Raw genomic sequence first — 18,305 nt, 5'->3', positions numbered from 1 at the left:
GTTGCTTCTTTTCCTAGGGCGTGGTTGCGAAAGATGTTTTTAGCGCCCTTTCACCCTGGAGAAGAGGGTAGAACTATTTTGTCATCTCGCTACCCCCTTTTTCAAAGGGGGTATATGACTTTCACGACACTCATCAAAGGAGAAAAAAAGTAGTTTTTGTGAAGGTTACATTACTGTAATGTTAGCCCTAACTCTTCTATTGTTTTATGCCAGTTATTTACATCAATAATAACTGGTTCTGAGTTTGTTGTTTCCAGAGTGAGTTCATCCGGCTTTTGAATAAAGGCTTTTATTTTTTGAGCATTAGCATCAGCAAGTTTAGCGCTTACTCCTGACTGCTTCATTTGTCGGGAAATTTTTGAGTAGTAGTTGTCTGGAATCACAGATGAGTATTGGTAACCTGGTGGTAATGGCTCTGCATAGGGATACCAGGTAAGCCAGCGTTTAGCCATACCAGTATCTTCATAAGACAACTTGAAGCTAACTAATTCTCCATGATTAAGTCGTTTTTCGATGGCTGCTGGAAGCTTTTGGGTCTTGCCTCGGTAACCTGCAATGTGCTTAATCAGGTTATCCAACGAGTTGAGTTTAATACTTAAGTTAAGGTGACCAAACTCTTCACTGGTTAAATTACCCTTAAAAGCAAAGGTTTGCTTAAATGGATCATACTTCCATTTAATATGTATATCGGTAGCCATTTGTTTATAGCCCATGCCAACTAAGGCAATGACAGCTTCTTTACCAAATAATGCAGCGTAAAGCTTACCGTGCTTATCTAAATCCAGTTTAAAGCCTTTCAACTCAATATAACCATGGTTGAGTGTTGCTGCTTCTAATTGATTCAAGTTGGTGACAGCTTCTTCGGCTTTAAACGTTACTTTGGGCCGCTTGCCAAGAAAAGAGCGCTTTGCTTGAAAAACTAATTCAACATCCGATATTTGCAGCTGTTTTTCCCAAGGGTCGTAATACAACTCTTCATATTGAATGTACTTCGACAAGCCTTGTTGATAAAGGGCAGACTTAAATTGCTCTTCTGCACGGTGCTGCATTAGTGACCAGCCAGCATAAACTCCACCAGTAAGAATTAGTAATATAGTGATAATTTTTAAGTAGCGCATATAGACTGACAGGTTATTGATTTTCCTTTGGTGACCACTCGAGTTCATTATATTTTTGCCGAACAAGATTGATAATATTGTTGTACTCACTGCACTGGTCTTCTTCACAGGCAATGGCTTCAGTAACAGAAATAATGGGCTTTGGTAGTAAACTGTTAGCAAGCTCTTCTGCACTGACTCGACCTTTGATGATGTACCAGCCTTCAGAGTCAATATGTCCACCGCTTTCAAGCTTAATTGGGTATGGCCAGTCAGTACTGGCGTCTAATCCTTGCAAGTTGTTTACACGTACCACTGTAGCGCCAGCCCAGGGTTTGCCTGTAATGAGTGAAGCAGCAGCAAGTTCCATCGGAGTATCTTCAAACAAAAACTCTTTATGTAAGTAGTTTATTTTTTGGTAGAAATTGGCTTGCTTTAACATGCCCCAATCTTTTTGCATATTGGTCAAGCGAACTTGTTGTTGTTGATAGCGGATGAGAACATGATTGCTAGTGCTATTGGCAACTTGAGTCCATTGGTTTTCTTCTTTTTGCAGGTGAGTTTGATAATGCAGCAGGTTTTGATTAGGCACTGGAAAGCGAAACAGGCCATAACCAACTAAGCTGATTTCGCTTAGTTTTCCTTGGCTGAACTGATCAATCAGGCGTGCTGCTTCTTCTACCATTAAACCTTCTAAGGTTGGGTCGGTATACCAGCGGGCATCTTCAGTTATCGCTGCTACTTTAATAGGAGTGGTATTAAATACCAGAGCCTGCTTGTCAAATGCCAACAGTGCATAGTAATGAGTAGCCAGCCAGGGGGTAGAGCCAATATAAACAGCCAACATAGCCTGACTTTTAGTATTAAAACGATAGGCTAAAGGATAACCATTAATCAGGTCATCACTAAATGGTATTCCCTGATAGAAAAAACCCGTGATGGCTGTTTTTTGATCACTCAATCTTAGGCTGCCGCCGCCATAATACTGGTTATTACGACAGGGAAGATTGGTAGCAGCTATTGGGCCTTTAGGCTCAGCTAGCCCTTTTAATTTAGGTAGGTTAATTGAGCATGTTTCAGCAACATTATAAAGAGTGTATTGTTTAGCTTGTTTGCTGGTAATGAGCTCTTGGTTGGCTAAGTCTGGCTGCCAGCCAGCAACATCAAAGGGAAGAAACTGGTAACCAGCAGGTCCCGTATTTTCCCACTCAGCAGAATAGAGTAGGTCTGGGCTGGCCGCATCAATAATACCTGTTTCAATTTCTTCATAACGTGTAGCTGGAATGTTGAAAAGCTGTTGTTGGCGATAATGAGCTTGATCTTTTAGTCGCTGCTCTTCCTCTGCAAACCACTTCTCGGTGGTACGCTCAATACTACCTGGTTCATTGGATAGCTTGATGGCTCCTTGGTAAATGGCATTTTCAACTAAGGGTTGGTTAAACGCTAATTGGGTAACCAGATAAATTTGAAAATGATCACTTGCTGAGAGTGCTTTCACCCTTGTCTTAGCATTTGTAACAATTTTTTGAATTTGCTTTTTGCTAATGGTGTCATCTGCAGATACTACTACAAGTGTTGGGTTGAGTACGCTCCAGCGATTTTCAGATTGGGCCAAAATGGCATAAACAGGTAACTTTTCATCATTGTCAGTGACGATAGGAGGAAGCTCTAGAACTAGCTGTTCTTCTTCAAACTGTTTGCGGCGGGCTGTGATCGGGAAGGACTGTAATTTACTGTTAAAAAATACAAACCCGCGTTTAAAAAAGCCATGAAAGGTTTCTAAGGTAGTGCCTTTGTTATCAACTAGCTCTACCTTGCCTTTGCCACTTAAGTAACCATCTTGGCAAGAAAGGCTGTCAGACTGAAGGGTAATCTGCTCATCAGCACTGTATCTTAGGTAAGGTAATCTTAACTGACAGTTGTCAGTCGGGCGCTTTAGCGTAAAGTCTTTGCTATTAATATACTCTATAGCTGAGGACTGGTTGCTAACTGAAGTAGTGGACTCAGTTTCACTATTGGTTGTCTCTTCTTCACTGCTGGCATAACAGCTGAAAAAGGGCAAAATTAGCAATGTGAAGAGACAAAACTGAACGGTTTTCATTACAACAGCCTAAAAAGACATCAATTAAATCCATGGTATCTAGAGAGGCATCCTGTAAGCAAGAACACATCACTAAGCACTAAGAAGGTAGAATTGTACGGCAAAAGCAGGACGGGTTATTGACCCTTTTTGGTTGATCTGTGAAAGGAATCTTATTTTTCATAGGTTTCCTTAAAGCTACCAGTTAGTAACATGCAAACTTATAGGCAAAATAATAAATCAGAAGTAACAAAGAGGCATTTTACCTATCAGTTATCAATAGAGAAGGCTTAGCACTTTGATTATAGTATGAGAAGTAGATAAAAAATATTTTGTGAATTATTGCCGCTGCAAAAGCAGAGTGACCAAAAACATTCATCCAGTCTAAAATAAGGTAAATTTTTAAGGCCAATCTATAATGGCTATTTTGTCTGCCTTCCTAAGTAAATACTATGTATTTGAGAGACTATGTATTAGAAAGGCTATACCTTTTTAGAGCACCAGTTGGTTTATTAAATTCAAAAGGTGCTCTTCATTAGGAAAACTAATTGAGACCTTTTAGTTCTGCAACAAAGTCAAAAACGTCAGCGCGATAGTATGATTTTGTAAACTCCACGGGTGTGCCTTGGTTGTTAAAAGCAGTTCGTGTAATAAAAAATATTGGCAGTCCAGGCTCAATTTTAAGATGTTGTGCAATAGTATCATTGACAGCAATAGCACGTATTCTTTGCAAACCTCTAACTGGTTCATGACCATTTTCACGCAGGTAGTTATATAAAGAACCATCCAGTGCTTTTGGGTCATCAAGTAATTGTTGGGGAACAATAGTCTCCTCATAAGCAAAAGGCTCATCATCTCCAAACCGCAGCCTTACCAATTTAGAAACCATGCTGCCGGGGGTAAGTCCTAATGTGAGGGCAATTTCTGGAGAAGCCATCAAAGTATCTGCTTCAAGTGTGGTAGAAGATGGTGTCAGCCCTTTAGAGCGCATATCATCAGAAAAGTTACTGAGTACACCATAGCTGCCATGAATCATACCTCTTACAAAGCTTCCCGCGCCTTGACGTTTGTAGATCAAACGGTCGTTTGCCAGGGCGGCCATTGCTTTCCTGACAGTAATGCGAGAAATTCCCAGGTTGGTTGCAAGGTCTCTTTCTGGCGGTAGAGCTGTTTCAGCCGGCCATTTGCCTTTTTCAACTAACTCACGAATTTGTTGATAAAGCTGCCGATACAGAGGGGTGCTATTATCTGTATTAAGTTGAATTTCCTGTAGCGATACAGTCATGGTAATTTCTCACAAGATTGTAATAAAGCGACAAAATAAAATACCAATAAGGTACCAAGGTGAAATAGGTATTTTTTTTGTTGACATTGGTAATATCTGGCAGATACTTTTAACAATATAGTATGTTAAATAAAAATAGTCTCAATTGAAGCATACCAATAGAAAATCTGCGAATAAAACTAAAGTAAGCAAAAGCAGTATAATAATAACATAAAACTAACGTCGTATATTAGTATAACTATAATAAGGGACCTTCATGAAAACTACAATTAAAGATACCCTTAGGTCATTGTTTTGCTTAGGTACCATCCTCCCCTTTACTTGCACAGCAGCTACCACATTAACAATTGAGAGCTGGCGGTCAGATGATCGAGTCATCTGGCAGCAGCAGATTATACCTGCATTTGAAAAAAAACACCCTAATATCAAGCTTAAGTTTTCACCTACGTCTCCTGCCGAATACAATGCAGCACTAAACGCACGGCTTGAGTCGGATACTGCTGGTGATTTAATCACTTGTAGGCCATTTGATACAAGCCTACGTTTATACCAAAAAGGCAAACTAGTTAAATTAGACGATGTATCTACACTGACTAATTTTTCAACGATGGCTAAGTTGGCCTGGCAAACGGATGACGGAAAGGATACCTTTTGCATACCTGTTGCGTCGGTTATTCACGGTTTTATTTATAATAAGCAGGTTTTTAATGAGCTGAAACTACAAGAACCTACAACAGAAGCCGAGTTTCTTGCAACATTAGAAAAAATAAAAGACCAAGGTGATTACATCCCTTTAGCAATGGGAACAGCTGATCAATGGGAAGCTGCGACAATGGGGTTACAGAATATTGGGCCTAACTATTGGCAGGGAGAAACAGGCAGAAAAGCATTGATTAATGGTACTCAAAAGCTTTCAGATACTCCTTATGTTAATGCATTAACTGCTTTAAGTAAGTGGCAGCCATATTTGGCGAAAGGCTATCAAGCTCAAACTTATTCAGATAGCCAAACACAGTTTAGTTTAGGGCGAGCTGCTATTTATCCTGCTGGCTCTTGGGAAATTGGTTTCTTTAGTAAAGAAGTGGATTTTGAGTTAGGAGCATTTAAACCACCTGTGCCGACTAAAGGTGATATTTGCTATATAAGTGATCACACTGATATAGGGATGGGCATTAATAGTAAAAGTAAACATATAAAAGCAGCAAAAGTGTTTATAAATTGGTTGGGTAGTAAAGAGTTCGCTGAGCTTTACTCAAATGCTCTGCCGGGTTTTTTTAGCTTATCAAACCACCAGATTTTGTTAAACAATCCACTTGCTAAAACATTTATTGGATGGCGGAGTAAATGCCGGTCAACAATTAGAAACTCCTATCAAATTTTATCAAGAGGTACGCCTAATCTTGAAACTCAATTGTGGTCAGTAAGCGCTAATATACTTAATAAAACAGAGCAGCCTGGAAAGGCAGCAAAGAAATTACAAAAAGGGTTGGATAGTTGGTATAAACCAAAATTAGCGAAAGCTGAAGAAAAGATGCAATAGGGAATTAGCATGTTAAGCAATCAATTAAACAAGCGTTGGCATATTCCTTTTTTTATTGCACCTGCATTGGTTATTTATAGCTTGTTTATGATTTATTCACTGATAGAGAGCTTAAAGCTAAGTTTCTTTCAAACAAACAGCCAGGAAGAAATGCAGTTTGTTGGGCTGGCGAACTACTTTCAACTATTTTTTGACGCGACCTGGTCAGAGCAGTTCTGGAATGCCTTTGCTAACAATGGTTATTTTTTTCTCGTACATATGCTGGTGCAAAATCCTATAGGTTTAATGATAGCAGCTTTGTTAAGTATTCGTTGGTTGCCAGGGCGTAGCTTTTATCGAACGGCTATCTTTTTACCCGCATTGTTATCTTTTGTGTTAGTAGGGTTTATATGGAAACTGGTATTAAGCCCATTATGGGGGGTATCAGAGGGTTTGCTATCTGTCATAGGTTTAGGTGACTGGTATGCACCTTGGTTAGGGCTTGAAAACTCGGCACTTACAACAATAGCATTGGTATCAGTGTGGCAATTTGTTGGTATTCCCATGATGCTAATTTATGCTTCCTTATTAAGTATACCTGAGGAAATTATTGAAGCAGCTCGTTGCGATGGTTTAAATGCCTGGGCCATTTTTTGGAAAATTAAATTACCATTGATTTTGCCAACATTAGGTATTGTGACAATTTTGACCTTTGTTGGTAATTTTAATGCGTTTGATCTTGTTTATGTTTCTCAAGGAGCACTTGCAGGACCAGACTATTCAACAGACATCTTAGGTACCTTTTTATATCGTACTTTTTTTGGTCATCAGCTGCAGTTAGGTAACCCCTCAATGGGAGCAACTATCGCTTCAACGATGTTTTTTATTATTTTATGCGGAGTTTGCCTTTACTTATTTTTTATTCAACGAAAGCTGACTCGATATGAGTTATAGCAATAGGGATTTTGTAAATACTACTGTGAAAGGATAAGTAAAGTTGTATCGCGGTTCTTATCCCCCCCCCTTTGAAAAAGGGGGGGTAGGGGGGATTTAAATTTGATCATAATAGACAAGCAAGTTGTTTGAGGTGCTTTAGACGAGCTTTCATGAAATCCCCCTCATTTCCCGTTTTTCAAAGGGGGAGGTTGGGTTTCTATCCAATCCATATAAAAGAATAAGGTATTAAAAACAATAGTTGGGCAGCAAAAAAAATTATAAAAAGCATCCTGTATAAAGGACTAATGTTAATGAATAAGGGTAACAAGTTTACAAGTCACTTATCTGTTCACTTGATATTAATTGTGTATACACTAATTTGTATCATGCCCTTAATATTGGTGATTATCAATTCATTTAAAACTAAAAAATATATTTTCAAAGAACCAATGCTCTTGCCCACCCAGGAAAGTTTCTCTTTAGTGGGTTATCAGACAGTATTAGAACAGGGAGATTTTATTGGTTATTTTTCTAATAGTATTATTGTCACTGTCTTAGCGCTGTTTTTTGTATTGCTGTTAGGAGCTATGGCGGCTTATGCATTAGCAGAGTACAAATTTAAAGGGAATACTTTGCTTGGACTTTATCTGGCTATTGGTATTATGATCCCCATCCGTTTAGGTACTGTTGGTATTTTAGATTTTGTTGTAGATGTTGGTATAGAAAACACATTATTTGCTTTAATTTGTGTGTATATCGCGCAAGGGTTGCCACTTTCTGTATTTATTTTAACGGAGTTTATGAGGCAGTTATCGTCAGACTTAAAAGATGCTGCGCGGGTTGATGGGTTAAGTGAATATGCAATCTTTTTCCGTATTGTATTGCCATTAATAAGACCTGCTTTAGCCACTGTAGCCGTATTTACCATGATACCTATTTGGAATGATTTATGGTTTCCACTTATTTTAGCACCTGGCGATGAGGTTAAAACGGTAACATTGGGTACCCAGCAGTTTATTGGACAGTTTGTAACAAATTGGAATGCGGTTTTATCTGCGTTGAGCTTGGCATTGGTGCCAGTATTGATACTGTATATTATTTTTTCAAAGCAGTTAATCAGGGGAATAACATCGGGAGCAGTAAAATAAAATACCCTCACCCCAGCCCTTTCCCAGAGGGAGAGGAGGATAAATTAAGGTTAAATAATGTCTACTATTCAGCTGAAAAATATTAGTAAAGCCTATAACCGCATTTCTGTTATGGACAATATTGAGTTGGCCATTGATGAAGGCGAGTTTGTTGCTTTTGTTGGGCCATCTGGCTGTGGTAAGTCTACCTTATTAAGAATGATTGCAGGTTTGGAGCAGCAGACGACAGGTAAAATTCTTATTGATAATAAAGATGTCAGTCATTTGCCTCCTGCTAAACGAGGGATAGGCATGGTATTTCAGACCTATGCATTATACCCTCACTTAACCGTTTTTAATAATATGGCGCTTGCATTAAAACAAGCAAAATTAAGTAAGCTTGATATACAACAACGAGTTGATGATGCTGCGAAAGTATTAAGGCTAGAGCAATATTTAAAACGAAAACCTGCTGAGTTGTCTGGCGGTCAGCGACAACGAGTGGCTATAGGGCGGGCAATGGTGCGAAAGCCAAAAGTGTTTTTATTAGATGAACCGCTTTCTAATTTGGATGCTGCTTTACGTACTGAAGTGCGGCTGGAACTTGCAAAGCTTCATCGGCAACTATCATCAACAATGATTTATGTTACCCATGATCAGGTAGAGGCGATGACGCTTGCTGATCGAATTGTGGTGCTAAATGAAGGTAAAATAGAACAAGTAGGCGATCCGCTTACTTTATATCACCACCCAGTAAATCAGTTTGTTGCGGAATTTATTGGTTCGCCGAAAATAAATTTATTACCCGCTGAGCTATCGACTAGTGGTCAGCAAATAACACTTTCTTCAGCTTTATTTAAATCAATAAGATGGCCTTGGCAACCAAATACAGCCGTTACTACAGTAAAACTGGGAATCAGACCTGAGGATGTAGAAGTGACAACCAACCATAAACAGGCAACGATGGTTGGAAAAATAATCATGAAAGAGTCTCTTGGGTGTGATAGTTATATTTATGTTAGTTTGTCTCATGATTATAATATGATTGTGCGAGTGACTGCTGATCAGCCTTGTTTTGTAGGGCAGTCTATAGGGTTAGTTTTAAACTTATCACGTGCTCATTTATTTGCTGAAAATGGGCGCTCACTAAAAACATCAGTTAAAGAACAGCTAAAACAATCTATTTCCGTTAAAAAAGACGCAGCAGCAAAGGATGAGTCTGCTCAAATTGCTTGAAAAAAATAGTTAGCCAATGATATTTTCCTGATGGACCTCTAATGGAAGTCATAATTTTACCAACAGCTGAGCAGGTAGCCTGTTATGGGGCTAATGTATGTGAGGCATTAATTAAAACAAAACCTACCGCTGTGTTGGGGCTAGCAACAGGAAGTACGCCTCTTGCTTTATATAAAGAAATAATTAAATGCTATCGGCAGCAGCACTTATCATTTTCTCAAATAACAACCTTTAATTTAGATGAGTATGTTGGGGTTTCAGCTAGCCATAACCAAAGCTATCATTATTATATGAAGACCCAGTTATTTGATTTTATCGATATTGATCCTGCTAATACCCATATACCCCATGGTGATGCAGTTGATGTGCAGCAAGAAGCAATCCGCTACGAGCAACTGATCCATGAAAAAGGAGGGATTGACTTACAATTGTTAGGTATAGGCAGGAATGGTCATATTGGTTTTAATGAACCTACATCCAGTTTGAATTCCATTACTCGAGTGAAAGCACTTACCAATGCTACCAAAGCAGATAACCAGCGCTTTTTTCGTTCAGGGGAATACCAACCAACCCATGCTATTACCATGGGTATTAAAACCATAATGCAAGCCAGGCAAGTATTGTTGTTAGCGACTGGAACCAATAAGGCGCAGGCTGTGAAAGCTATGATTGAGGGACCTGTATGTGCAATGTGTCCTGCATCTTGTTTGCAGCTACACCAATATGCGACCATTGTTTTAGATCAACAAGCTGCTAGTGAACTCATAATGCAAGACTATTACCAATTTGCTAAACAAGCCTGTGATACCCTTTTCACTCAATCAGGAGAGGGTTACACAACAAGTTATGAGTGAATATGCCTTAATATCTCCTCAATTATTTGATGGTGAACAATGGTATGAAGATTATGCGCTCTGGATAGCGAATACCAAAATAAAAGCGGTATTGCCTATAGCTAAGCTGCCCACTGAGCTGGCTCGCTTTACTTATGAAGGCATTATGGCGCCAGGGTTTGTTGACTTGCAGGTGAACGGTGGTGGTGGGGTATTATTTAATAATGAGCCTACTCTGGAAGCTTTAGAGAAAATGCTGGTAGCGCACTGTCAGCATGGTACTACAATGATGCTCCCAACATTGATTACAGCCCCTTGGGAGTTAATGAAAGAGGCAGTAGCTGTAGTCAATGAAGCCATTGCACTCAATATGCCGGGTATCCTAGGCATTCACTTAGAAGGGCCATTTTTAAACCCCCAACGAAAAGGTGCCCATCAACCAGCTTTAATGTGTCAATTGGCTACAGGTGTTGTCAGTCAGCTACCAAAATTAGTCAGTGGTACTATGTTAATGACATTGGCCCCTGAGCTGACTGATGAATGGGTTATTAAGCAGCTGATTGCTGAAGGGTTTATTTTATTTGCTGGCCATTCTAATGCAACAGAGCAACAAGCAAATGTGGGTTTTAATGCAGGTATAACTGGTGTTACCCATCTTTATAATGCTATGTCACCTATGACAACTCGGGAGCCTGGCTTGGTGGGTGCTGCATTAACCAATGATCAGGTTTGGGTGGATATTATAGCTGATGGTTATCATATTCACCCAGCCAATATGCAGTTGGCCATTAAGTGCAAGCCACCTGGTAAAGTATTTTTAGTGACGGATGCAATGGCGACTGTAGGGGCTGAAGATTGTCACTGGTTTATGTTAGATGGTGAACGAATAGAAGTCAGCGATGGACGTTGTGTTAACCAACAAGGGGTGTTGGCAGGTGCCCATTTGGGTATGAATCAGGCTGTAAAGAATATACTTCAGATGACAGACTTACCGTTGGATGAGGCACTGCGGATGGCTTCTTTATATCCGGCAACTGCTATTAAACAAGAAAAGCAATTAGGCCAATTAAAACCTGGTTTTCGTGCTTGCGTAACAGTGCTTGATAAAGCACTGGACGTATTAGCCACGGTAAGTGATGGGGTGATCTTTCCAAACACCGCCAAGTAAATGATTATATGATTTTTTGATGGAATACTAATTAATGCACTACGGGTTTGATATTGGTGGTACCAAAATAAGTTTTGCGGTATTTGATCAACAATTTCACCAGATTGCTTATCAACGTTTAGCAACACCTTCCAGGTTTTCTGATTTATTGGATTTAATTGAAGGCCTGGTTAATCAGCATGACTCTCAATATGGCCAAAGAGGAACAATCGGGATTGGAGCGCCAGGCTGTACAGATGGTGAACATTGGTATGCAGCCAATGCTCCAGCAGTTAATCAGCAGCCATTTAAACAGCAGTTGCAATTACGAATCAAGCGGCCTTTAGTGGTGACCAATGATGCTAATTGCTTTGGAATTGCTGAGGCAGTAGCAATAGCCCCTGAACATAATAAAACAATTTTTGCTGTGATTTTAGGCACTGGGGTAGGTGGAAGCCTGATTGTTAATGGCCACTTAATTGAAGGCAAGCATGGACTGACTGGTGAATGGGGTCATCAGCCGCTGCCATTACTTGGTTGCTCTGCTGCTGTTAAACAGCTTAATTTACCAGAATTAAACTGTAATTGTGGGCGTATAGGCTGTATTGACACCTATATTTCAGGTACAGGCCTACAAAATTTAGCCAGTTTTTTTACAGGTCAAACCTTGTCAGCTGAAGCGGTTGTTGCTGCTTGGCAGCAGGGTGATTCAGCTGCTACCCAAGTGGTTGAGTGTTATATCGAATGTTTAGCTGCCAGCTTGGCAATGATAATTAATTTTATCGACCCAGATACGATCATCTTAGGGGGAGGCCTATCACAAGTAGCTGAATTTTATCCTGCCGTTATTGCAAACTGGCAAAAGTATACCCTGATTAGTAACCCTTCCACCCAATTACAGGCAAGTCAATTTGGAGCCGATAGTGGTGTTAGAGGCGCTGCCTACTTGGGTAGCAGGCTTTAGTCACTTGCAGTGTAATCGCTGACTGCTAAGCTAAAATTAGACTAGTGTTGCATCGTTTCGCGACATGCTGCACTAGTTGTCGATAGCGATTGCTTATGCCTACTATCTGTCTTACAAAAAAGGGGATGACAATGGAAGTCAAAAGCTACCACATTTTATTTTATGGTGGTCCAGAGGGTTATCAGACTAATCGGGCTCAAATTGCTTTATATGGTAATGATGGTAAAACCAAGGCATTTTTACGGTTTAATGACGCGGGTATGGAGTATGAAAATGATTACCAGCGTGGTGATATCATTTACATGCACTTGCCATCATCAATGTTTGAAAACATTTTAGATGTACTGCGTAATGAAAAGCCTGTCTATATCTACTTTGCTCAAGGTAGAGGCTTTTTATCTACTTCTAAAGAACCTATTGGTGAAGGTGAGTAACTTAATGCCATTTTTTGTAATAAATTGGTGTTGGGCACTACACTAAAAGATGAAGTACAAATTGTGTTGCTGCATCTTTTGGGTTTGTTGTGTTATAGCTGGTGCACTCAATAGTTAGCTGTAATCTTGTAAAGTGTGTAATCAGGTAGTGATAGGAGCACAATGACAACATCTGTTGAGGAACAATGGCGGCGCATTGAAAGCTGGTTTAAACAAAATGAACCGGCTTTTCTGGCAAGCCTGGGAGCAGGGGCCAGTAATACGGCAATTAACGAGCTGCAATCAGCCATTGGCTTGAATTTGCCAGAAGACTATAAAGCTTTTTTAGCTATTCATGATGGAGAAGGCAGCTTAAGCTGTGATCCTGGCTCAATAGAAGCGAAGCAAGAAGATGAGGTGCCATTAGTCTGTGGCATTATGCCATTTCATGGTGATTTATTACCCACAGAAGAAATAGTCGCTTACCGTAATCAATTGATAGTTTGTGTTGAAGATCTGGAAGATGATCAGGCTTTACAACAATTGGCTGAACAATGCCCAGAAGTACAACCTGTATTTTATGATTCTAACTGGATTCCCATTGCTGCCGACCCAGGTCTTTATGAGGTGTTTATTGACCTAAACCCAACTTCCACCGGGAAACCTGGACAAGTGTTTATTGACAGCAAAGAGCCGCTATGTCGTGAGCTGTTGGCCAGCTCATTTAATGACTTATTAAAAAAATACGCTGATGGTTTAGAGCAGGGGATATATCAGATTGTTAAAGAAGATGATATTTTAAGCGTGGTAAAAAAACATAAATAACTCACGCTTATGTCTAATCTGTATGGTTAGTCAGAGCTGTAGACATTTACTTGAAGGGACGCTGTGGTGACTGAAAAAGCATCTCATCCTACTACATGGATTAACCAACTACTTGAGCGCCAACAAATTGATTTAAGTCATCCCATTGATTCCAATATTCCTCTGTGGCCCGGTGATCCTCAGGTTGAGTTTAGCCTGGTGGCTGACTACTTAGCAGAAGGCTATTTTTTACGAAGCTTTTCCATGGGTGAACACAGTGGAACACATGTAAATTCAGCACTGAGTTTCACGGAACAAGCAGCAGATATCGCTTCAATGAATCGCAGTCACTGGTTAGTACCTGCCGTTTGTATTGATATCAGTGAGTCAGTAAAGCTGGAGGAAACTTATCAACTAACCGTTGGCGATATTTTACGCTGGGAGCAGCACCATCGCCCTATTAGTGAAGGAGAGGTTGTATTGGTTTTGACGGGTTGGTCGGAGTATTGGTTGGACCCCGAAAAATATTTTAATATTGTTGAAGAAATTGCGCAGTTTCCCAGCATTTCGCAGCAGGCCGTCGAATTTTTAATCCATCAACGAAATATAACAGGCGTAGGAATTGATACTCATGGACTAGATTCTCCTCATGATAACCACTTTGGAATTAACCAGGCTTTGTTGTCTAATCAAAGGCTTGCAGTGGAAAATCTGACCAACCTAAATCAATTACCCGCTACTGACATTATGCTCATGATTGGACTATTAAAATTAGTGGGTGGTAGTGGCAGTCCAGTTGCAGTAACGGCGATATTTTGAACGATTTTCCCTCTTAGGCCCCCTTTAAATTAAAAAAATTATACGACTGCTTGATTATGGATTTGTTTTTAGTTATTTATGTGATGCCAATAACAACTGGCAATTCTATAACGTAAAATTTTTGAAATAAGGACGCTTTAATTATATCCAATGGGCAGGGGGTTATATCCAACATGTTGGGTATATTCTAGTGGTCTATGTATCACTCGCTAAGTGGTAGTGCTAGTTGTTGTAGCCAAAGTGAATTTTTTTAAGGGCAGCCGTTGATCGGTGAAAATAAAGCCCTAAAAATTATTCGAGTAGGGTATCTTGTAGGGGGAGCAGATGGTAGCGGTAACAGCTGAGTGGAGCATTCAACTTTGGGTGAATTGTCCCGAATGTAAATCGCGTTTCGATTTTATGGATACTGAAGAGTATCAAATCTTGGAACAAGATGAGTTAATTCCTGCAACAAATCAATCGGATCTAAAAATAAAATCAAACTGTCCAAGGTGTGATCACGATTTTTGCATTAATGAAACTGTGTATTTCTAAGTGTAAAAAAGCTTCACTGTTGAAGTGAAGCTTTTTACAACAGAGAGTATCTACTGAAAGCTGTATATGTATTATAAGGCATGGAGAACACCTGTATAGGTTGCTGCTTTCGCCCTAACTGCATAGCAAGCGCCTGGATGATTTCAGCAGAAATACCGCATATGCTGTTTTGATCATCTTGAAAAGAGTGGGGTAGGTAATCAATCATTCCCAATGCTTGCTTTAACTCTTTTACTGCAGTATTAAAACTGGTTATTGAAAAATAATATAGATGGTTTTTAATAAGGCGCTTTTGTTAATACTCTGTTAAAGAAAAAAAATATAAGAATGCTAAATGCCTATTTAACTCATAGGTCACAATTATTTGTAAAAGCATACTATAGTGAAAGCTAGTTCTTGAAAAAACGGAATGGAAGGTGGCTGCTATGAGTGTTCTTGGTAAATTGAAGTCGGCAATTAATATGGTTACAGGTGGCGCTGCTGAGGTATCAGTAGAGTTTGAAGAGCCAAAGATTAGTGAACCTTTTAATGTTGTTATTCGTGCTACCACTAAAAGTGAGCAGGTAAAAGTAGATAAAGTTTATTTAAAAGTCAGAGGTATAGAAGAAGTAGAAGTTGATGTTACTTATACCGAAACTGACCATGTAGGTGACAGCCGTTCAGTCACTGATTGTGAAAACAGATCACATATAACTTACGAAGATGAATACATAGTGAGTGAGGAGCAAATTTTAGTTGCTGATACAGAGTATGAGTGGGTTCAGGCGGTAAGCTTTCCTGAAGGTTGTATGCCCTGTTATTGTGGACATAATGCGACGCATCGATATGAAATATTTGCAGGGTTAGATTGTTTTGGCAATGATCCAGACTCTGGTTGGATTCAACTACCTTATTTTTGTTGATACACCAATTGACCTCAAAAAAATAAATAATTAAAAATGCTGTGTGAATTTATTTCTGTAGTTAAAGCGAATAATTTTTAGGGGGCTAGCTTGCTACTGTAAAGCTAGCCCCTATCTCTATACATCAATAGTAATAAAATTAGTGTTAACAGGTTCTGAGACAAAAAATCAATTTTTTGAATTGCTTTTTTAGTAAAAAATATAGCTAAATAGATAGTTCTGCTTATAAGTTGAGTCTGTTATTGAAAAATAATAACTGCTCTATATATCAATATTAGTATATACCCGTCGCGAATGATTTTTAGGTTTTGTTATTTTCGTTCCTCACCCCAATCACCTATTAATATATAGGCTCATGGGGCTTCGTCACTTGATGGCCTCACCTAAAAACTCTTCGCATTGGGTATAAGAATTATAAAATTGAGATGTAAGTTTTTGTAAAAAGTATTGATTGATGAGTGTGACTAATATAAATAAAGCTTACTTATCAACATGATAAGTAAGCTTAGATTGGTGTTTTTTTGGGTCACTGCCAAGTGAATTCTGGTCTGTAAAAGGTGTTTGGTTTGATGTGTATTAAAAAGAAAGCTTTTCAAGTTGCTGTTATAATGACTACGGTGTCTGCCTCTGCTTGCTCAAATATGCAGGCAGCAAAAACAGCTGATACAGCAGTCAATATTAATAACTTCACTTACACGGGGGGTGTCTTGCGAGAAACAGCGGCTACGGTTGCTATTAATTCTGAAGAAACTGAGACCATTGCTAATCGCTTATTGACAGAAGTAAAAAAGGGCAACCATGCGGTTGGTTTGGCAGCGCCACAAATTGGTATTAGCAAACGAATTTTTGTTTTTCAAATCCCTAAGAATATTCCTGACAAGTTAAAGGATAAAAATATTGAGAGTATTCCCTGGACAGTTGCAATAAACCCTGAATATACGCCTGTTGATAATGATGTACATGAAATGGCTGAAGGGTGTTTTTCTGTCCCTCACTTTTATGGTACTAAGGTACCTCGCTATAAAAAAGTACATTATAGTTATACTACGTTGGCTGGCGATAAAGTAGAAGGCATTGCAACCGGATTTTTTGCCCAGGTGCTTCAGCACGAAACCGATCACCTAAATGGCAAGTTGTATATTGATTTGGTTAAAAATAAAGACACCTTGAAACTGCTGAAAGATCTCCCCAAAAAAACGGTTAAAACAAGTACGGACAAAGCGGGTTAAATGTAGTGATTTATACCCAATGCGAATGGTTTTTGGGTGAAAAAAGTATTTGCAGGACTATCCTGGTCAGTGTTTCAATATTACTAGCCAAGCAATATTGATTACGCTGCCATGTCTAAGAAATCTATGCCTAAGCTTATTCAGCTGGTTGAACAAGTAACTGCTTGTCGACGCTGTGAGGAAGAGCTGCCCTTAGGGCCTAATCCAGTCCTAAGGGTAAGTGAAACTGCCAGGCTGATGATAATTGGCCAAGCACCAGGGACTAAAGTCCATAATACGTCAATTCCTTGGAATGATCCTAGTGGTGATCGATTACGGAGCTGGTTAGCGATGGATCGAGACACCTTTTATGATGTAGAAAAAATCGCCATCATGCCAATGGGGTTTTGTTACCCAGGAAAGGGAAAAAGTGGTGATTTACCACCCAGACCTGAATGTGCACCAACCTGGCATCATCCATTATTACAGCTAATGCCAGAGATTCGGTTAACCCTATTAATTGGCCAATACGCCCAACGATATTATTTACAGGATAACTATAAAACCCTAACAGAACGGGTAAAAAACTGGCAGCAATGTTTACCCGACCTGTTTCCATTACCTCATCCCTCACCCAGAAATACTTTATGGCTAAGGAAAAACCCATGGTTTGAGGAAGAGGTAGTACCCAGTCTGCGTGAGCAAGTGCAAAAGGTTTTTTGCAGCTAAACAGTTATTGTGAGGTAACGGACTTGCCCCATTAGAGGGATCTTTAACTACACTTCTAGTGAGGTGGTTTTCAAAGCCACTCCCTCGTATTTGCTGGTCAACTAGAGTGTAGTGTTGTATGTTGCAGTTAGTGCCCTTCACCTTGCTATTCCATCCCATAATTCTCAGCTTTTACAGAAGCCTTATTACTTGTCTGAGGGCTTTATTATGGTAGGGAATACTAGCCGCTTTACCTTCACCATCAAGGGCATAGAAGATGAATTACGAGTAGTCAGGTTTGATGGCCGTGAAGGGATTTCCCGCCCATTTATTTTTACCATTGTGGTTGCTTGTGAAAACTTTGATTTGGAGTTTGACGACATACTAGAGCAAACCGCCCAGCTGGTTATTCGTGAGCCTGAGCAACCACGTTATATAAATGGTATTGTTCATGCCATGTCAGTGGGTGATCTCATAGGTGACAGGTTTTGTAAGTATGTGTTTGAGTTAGTACCTAAATTTGCACTACTACATTACCGAATTAACCTCAAAATTTTCCAGCAACTCACGGCGGAAGGTATTATTAAGCAAGTGCTGGAAAATGCCGGCCTGACTGCAGACGACTTTAGCTTTCAAATCACTACCGACTTACCCACTCGGGTTTATTGCACCCAATATGAAGAGTCGGACTCA

General features: G+C 39.6%; 17 protein-coding genes. 14 read left to right on the top strand and 3 right to left on the bottom strand.

What is annotated here, in order from left to right; translation table 11 throughout:
• Positions 1-170 precede the first annotated feature (170 nt).
• The 3 genes from ORQ98_RS24415 to ORQ98_RS24405 all read right to left on the bottom strand — a co-directional run bounded on the left by ORQ98_RS24415 (position 171) and on the right by ORQ98_RS24405 (position 4,462).
• Complete coding sequence (locus ORQ98_RS24415) at positions 171-1,166, bottom strand: hypothetical protein (protein ID WP_274691437.1); 996 nt, start codon at positions 1,164-1,166, stop codon at positions 171-173.
• Positions 1,132-3,198 (bottom strand): hypothetical protein, encoded by a 2,067-nt coding sequence (locus ORQ98_RS24410; protein WP_274691436.1) that lies wholly within the window; start codon positions 3,196-3,198, stop codon positions 1,132-1,134. Before ORQ98_RS24410 ends, ORQ98_RS24415 begins: the two co-directional genes overlap by 35 nt.
• A 523-nt stretch (positions 3,199-3,721) precedes the next feature.
• Entirely contained in the window at positions 3,722-4,462 is a 741-nt protein-coding gene (locus tag ORQ98_RS24405) for a GntR family transcriptional regulator (RefSeq protein WP_274691435.1), read from the bottom strand.
• A gap of 256 nt (positions 4,463-4,718) precedes the next feature.
• Between ORQ98_RS24405 and ORQ98_RS24400 the strand changes: the two genes are divergently transcribed.
• The 14 genes from ORQ98_RS24400 to ORQ98_RS24335 all read left to right on the top strand — a co-directional run.
• On the top strand, positions 4,719-6,002 hold the full coding sequence (locus ORQ98_RS24400; protein ID WP_274691434.1) for an ABC transporter substrate-binding protein: 1,284 nt from the start codon (positions 4,719-4,721) through the stop codon (positions 6,000-6,002).
• A 9-nt stretch (positions 6,003-6,011) separates the two neighbouring features.
• Complete coding sequence (locus tag ORQ98_RS24395; protein WP_274691433.1) at positions 6,012-6,935, top strand: carbohydrate ABC transporter permease; 924 nt, start codon at positions 6,012-6,014, stop codon at positions 6,933-6,935.
• Positions 6,936-7,366: 431 nt separating this feature from the next.
• Positions 7,367-8,065, top strand: a complete 699-nt coding sequence (locus tag ORQ98_RS24390) for a carbohydrate ABC transporter permease (RefSeq protein ID WP_274691432.1) — start codon at positions 7,367-7,369, stop codon at positions 8,063-8,065.
• A gap of 57 nt (positions 8,066-8,122) precedes the next feature.
• Positions 8,123-9,280: an ABC transporter ATP-binding protein gene (locus tag ORQ98_RS24385; protein WP_274691431.1), complete on the top strand. Its 1,158-nt coding sequence runs from the start codon at positions 8,123-8,125 to the stop codon at positions 9,278-9,280.
• A gap of 41 nt (positions 9,281-9,321) precedes the next feature.
• Positions 9,322-10,134, top strand: a complete 813-nt coding sequence (gene nagB, locus ORQ98_RS24380; protein WP_274691430.1) for a glucosamine-6-phosphate deaminase — start codon at positions 9,322-9,324, stop codon at positions 10,132-10,134.
• Positions 10,127-11,281: an N-acetylglucosamine-6-phosphate deacetylase gene (gene nagA, locus ORQ98_RS24375; protein ID WP_274691429.1), complete on the top strand. Its 1,155-nt coding sequence runs from the start codon at positions 10,127-10,129 to the stop codon at positions 11,279-11,281. The genes nagB and nagA overlap by 8 nt, the downstream gene beginning before the upstream one ends.
• Before the next feature lie 34 nt (positions 11,282-11,315).
• Positions 11,316-12,224 (top strand): ROK family protein, encoded by a 909-nt coding sequence (locus ORQ98_RS24370; protein WP_274691428.1) that lies wholly within the window; start codon positions 11,316-11,318, stop codon positions 12,222-12,224.
• A 131-nt stretch (positions 12,225-12,355) separates the two neighbouring features.
• Complete coding sequence (locus tag ORQ98_RS24365) at positions 12,356-12,658, top strand: hypothetical protein (RefSeq protein ID WP_274691427.1); 303 nt, start codon at positions 12,356-12,358, stop codon at positions 12,656-12,658.
• Between the two features lie 162 nt (positions 12,659-12,820).
• Complete coding sequence (locus tag ORQ98_RS24360; protein WP_274691426.1) at positions 12,821-13,462, top strand: SMI1/KNR4 family protein; 642 nt, start codon at positions 12,821-12,823, stop codon at positions 13,460-13,462.
• Positions 13,463-13,528: 66 nt separating this feature from the next.
• Positions 13,529-14,260: a cyclase family protein gene (locus ORQ98_RS24355; protein ID WP_274691425.1), complete on the top strand. Its 732-nt coding sequence runs from the start codon at positions 13,529-13,531 to the stop codon at positions 14,258-14,260.
• 959 nt (positions 14,261-15,219) lie between these two features.
• On the top strand, positions 15,220-15,696 hold the full coding sequence (locus ORQ98_RS24350; protein ID WP_274691424.1) for a hypothetical protein: 477 nt from the start codon (positions 15,220-15,222) through the stop codon (positions 15,694-15,696).
• Positions 15,697-16,265: 569 nt separating this feature from the next.
• Positions 16,266-16,925, top strand: coding sequence for a peptide deformylase (locus ORQ98_RS24345; RefSeq protein ID WP_274691423.1), 660 nt, complete (start codon positions 16,266-16,268; stop codon positions 16,923-16,925).
• 126 nt (positions 16,926-17,051) lie between these two features.
• Positions 17,052-17,633 carry a uracil-DNA glycosylase family protein gene (locus tag ORQ98_RS24340; RefSeq protein ID WP_274691422.1) on the top strand — a complete coding sequence of 194 codons (582 nt, stop codon included), beginning with the start codon at positions 17,052-17,054 and terminating at the stop codon, positions 17,631-17,633.
• Positions 17,634-17,840: 207 nt separating this feature from the next.
• On the top strand, positions 17,841-18,305 hold a 465-nt coding region (locus ORQ98_RS24335), incomplete at its 3' end, for a contractile injection system protein, VgrG/Pvc8 family (protein WP_274691421.1).

Source organism: Spartinivicinus poritis, assembly GCF_028858535.1.
GTDB lineage: Bacteria > Pseudomonadota > Gammaproteobacteria > Pseudomonadales > Zooshikellaceae > Spartinivicinus > Spartinivicinus poritis.
This window is presented reverse-complemented; position numbering and strand designations above follow the sequence as displayed.

What these genes read in the sequence shown, in the direction of transcription:
- ORQ98_RS24410 (WP_274691436.1), bottom strand. Translation starts at nt 3,198, where the DNA reads ATGAAAACCGTTCAGTTTTGTCTCTTCACATTGCTAATTTTGCCCTTT.
- ORQ98_RS24385 (WP_274691431.1), top strand. Translation starts at nt 8,123, where the DNA reads ATGTCTACTATTCAGCTGAAAAATATTAGTAAAGCCTATAACCGCATT.
- nagA (WP_274691429.1), top strand. Translation starts at nt 10,127, where the DNA reads ATGAGTGAATATGCCTTAATATCTCCTCAATTATTTGATGGTGAACAA.
- nagB (WP_274691430.1), top strand. Translation starts at nt 9,322, where the DNA reads ATGGAAGTCATAATTTTACCAACAGCTGAGCAGGTAGCCTGTTATGGG.
- ORQ98_RS24390 (WP_274691432.1), top strand. Translation starts at nt 7,367, where the DNA reads ATGCTCTTGCCCACCCAGGAAAGTTTCTCTTTAGTGGGTTATCAGACA.
- ORQ98_RS24340 (WP_274691422.1), top strand. Translation starts at nt 17,052, where the DNA reads ATGCCTAAGCTTATTCAGCTGGTTGAACAAGTAACTGCTTGTCGACGC.
- ORQ98_RS24400 (WP_274691434.1), top strand. Translation starts at nt 4,719, where the DNA reads ATGAAAACTACAATTAAAGATACCCTTAGGTCATTGTTTTGCTTAGGT.
- ORQ98_RS24415 (WP_274691437.1), bottom strand. Translation starts at nt 1,166, where the DNA reads ATGAACTCGAGTGGTCACCAAAGGAAAATCAATAACCTGTCAGTCTAT.
- ORQ98_RS24405 (WP_274691435.1), bottom strand. Translation starts at nt 4,462, where the DNA reads ATGACTGTATCGCTACAGGAAATTCAACTTAATACAGATAATAGCACC.
- ORQ98_RS24350 (WP_274691424.1), top strand. Translation starts at nt 15,220, where the DNA reads ATGAGTGTTCTTGGTAAATTGAAGTCGGCAATTAATATGGTTACAGGT.
- ORQ98_RS24395 (WP_274691433.1), top strand. Translation starts at nt 6,012, where the DNA reads ATGTTAAGCAATCAATTAAACAAGCGTTGGCATATTCCTTTTTTTATT.
- ORQ98_RS24365 (WP_274691427.1), top strand. Translation starts at nt 12,356, where the DNA reads ATGGAAGTCAAAAGCTACCACATTTTATTTTATGGTGGTCCAGAGGGT.
- ORQ98_RS24345 (WP_274691423.1), top strand. Translation starts at nt 16,266, where the DNA reads ATGTGTATTAAAAAGAAAGCTTTTCAAGTTGCTGTTATAATGACTACG.
- ORQ98_RS24360 (WP_274691426.1), top strand. Translation starts at nt 12,821, where the DNA reads ATGACAACATCTGTTGAGGAACAATGGCGGCGCATTGAAAGCTGGTTT.
- ORQ98_RS24370 (WP_274691428.1), top strand. Translation starts at nt 11,316, where the DNA reads ATGCACTACGGGTTTGATATTGGTGGTACCAAAATAAGTTTTGCGGTA.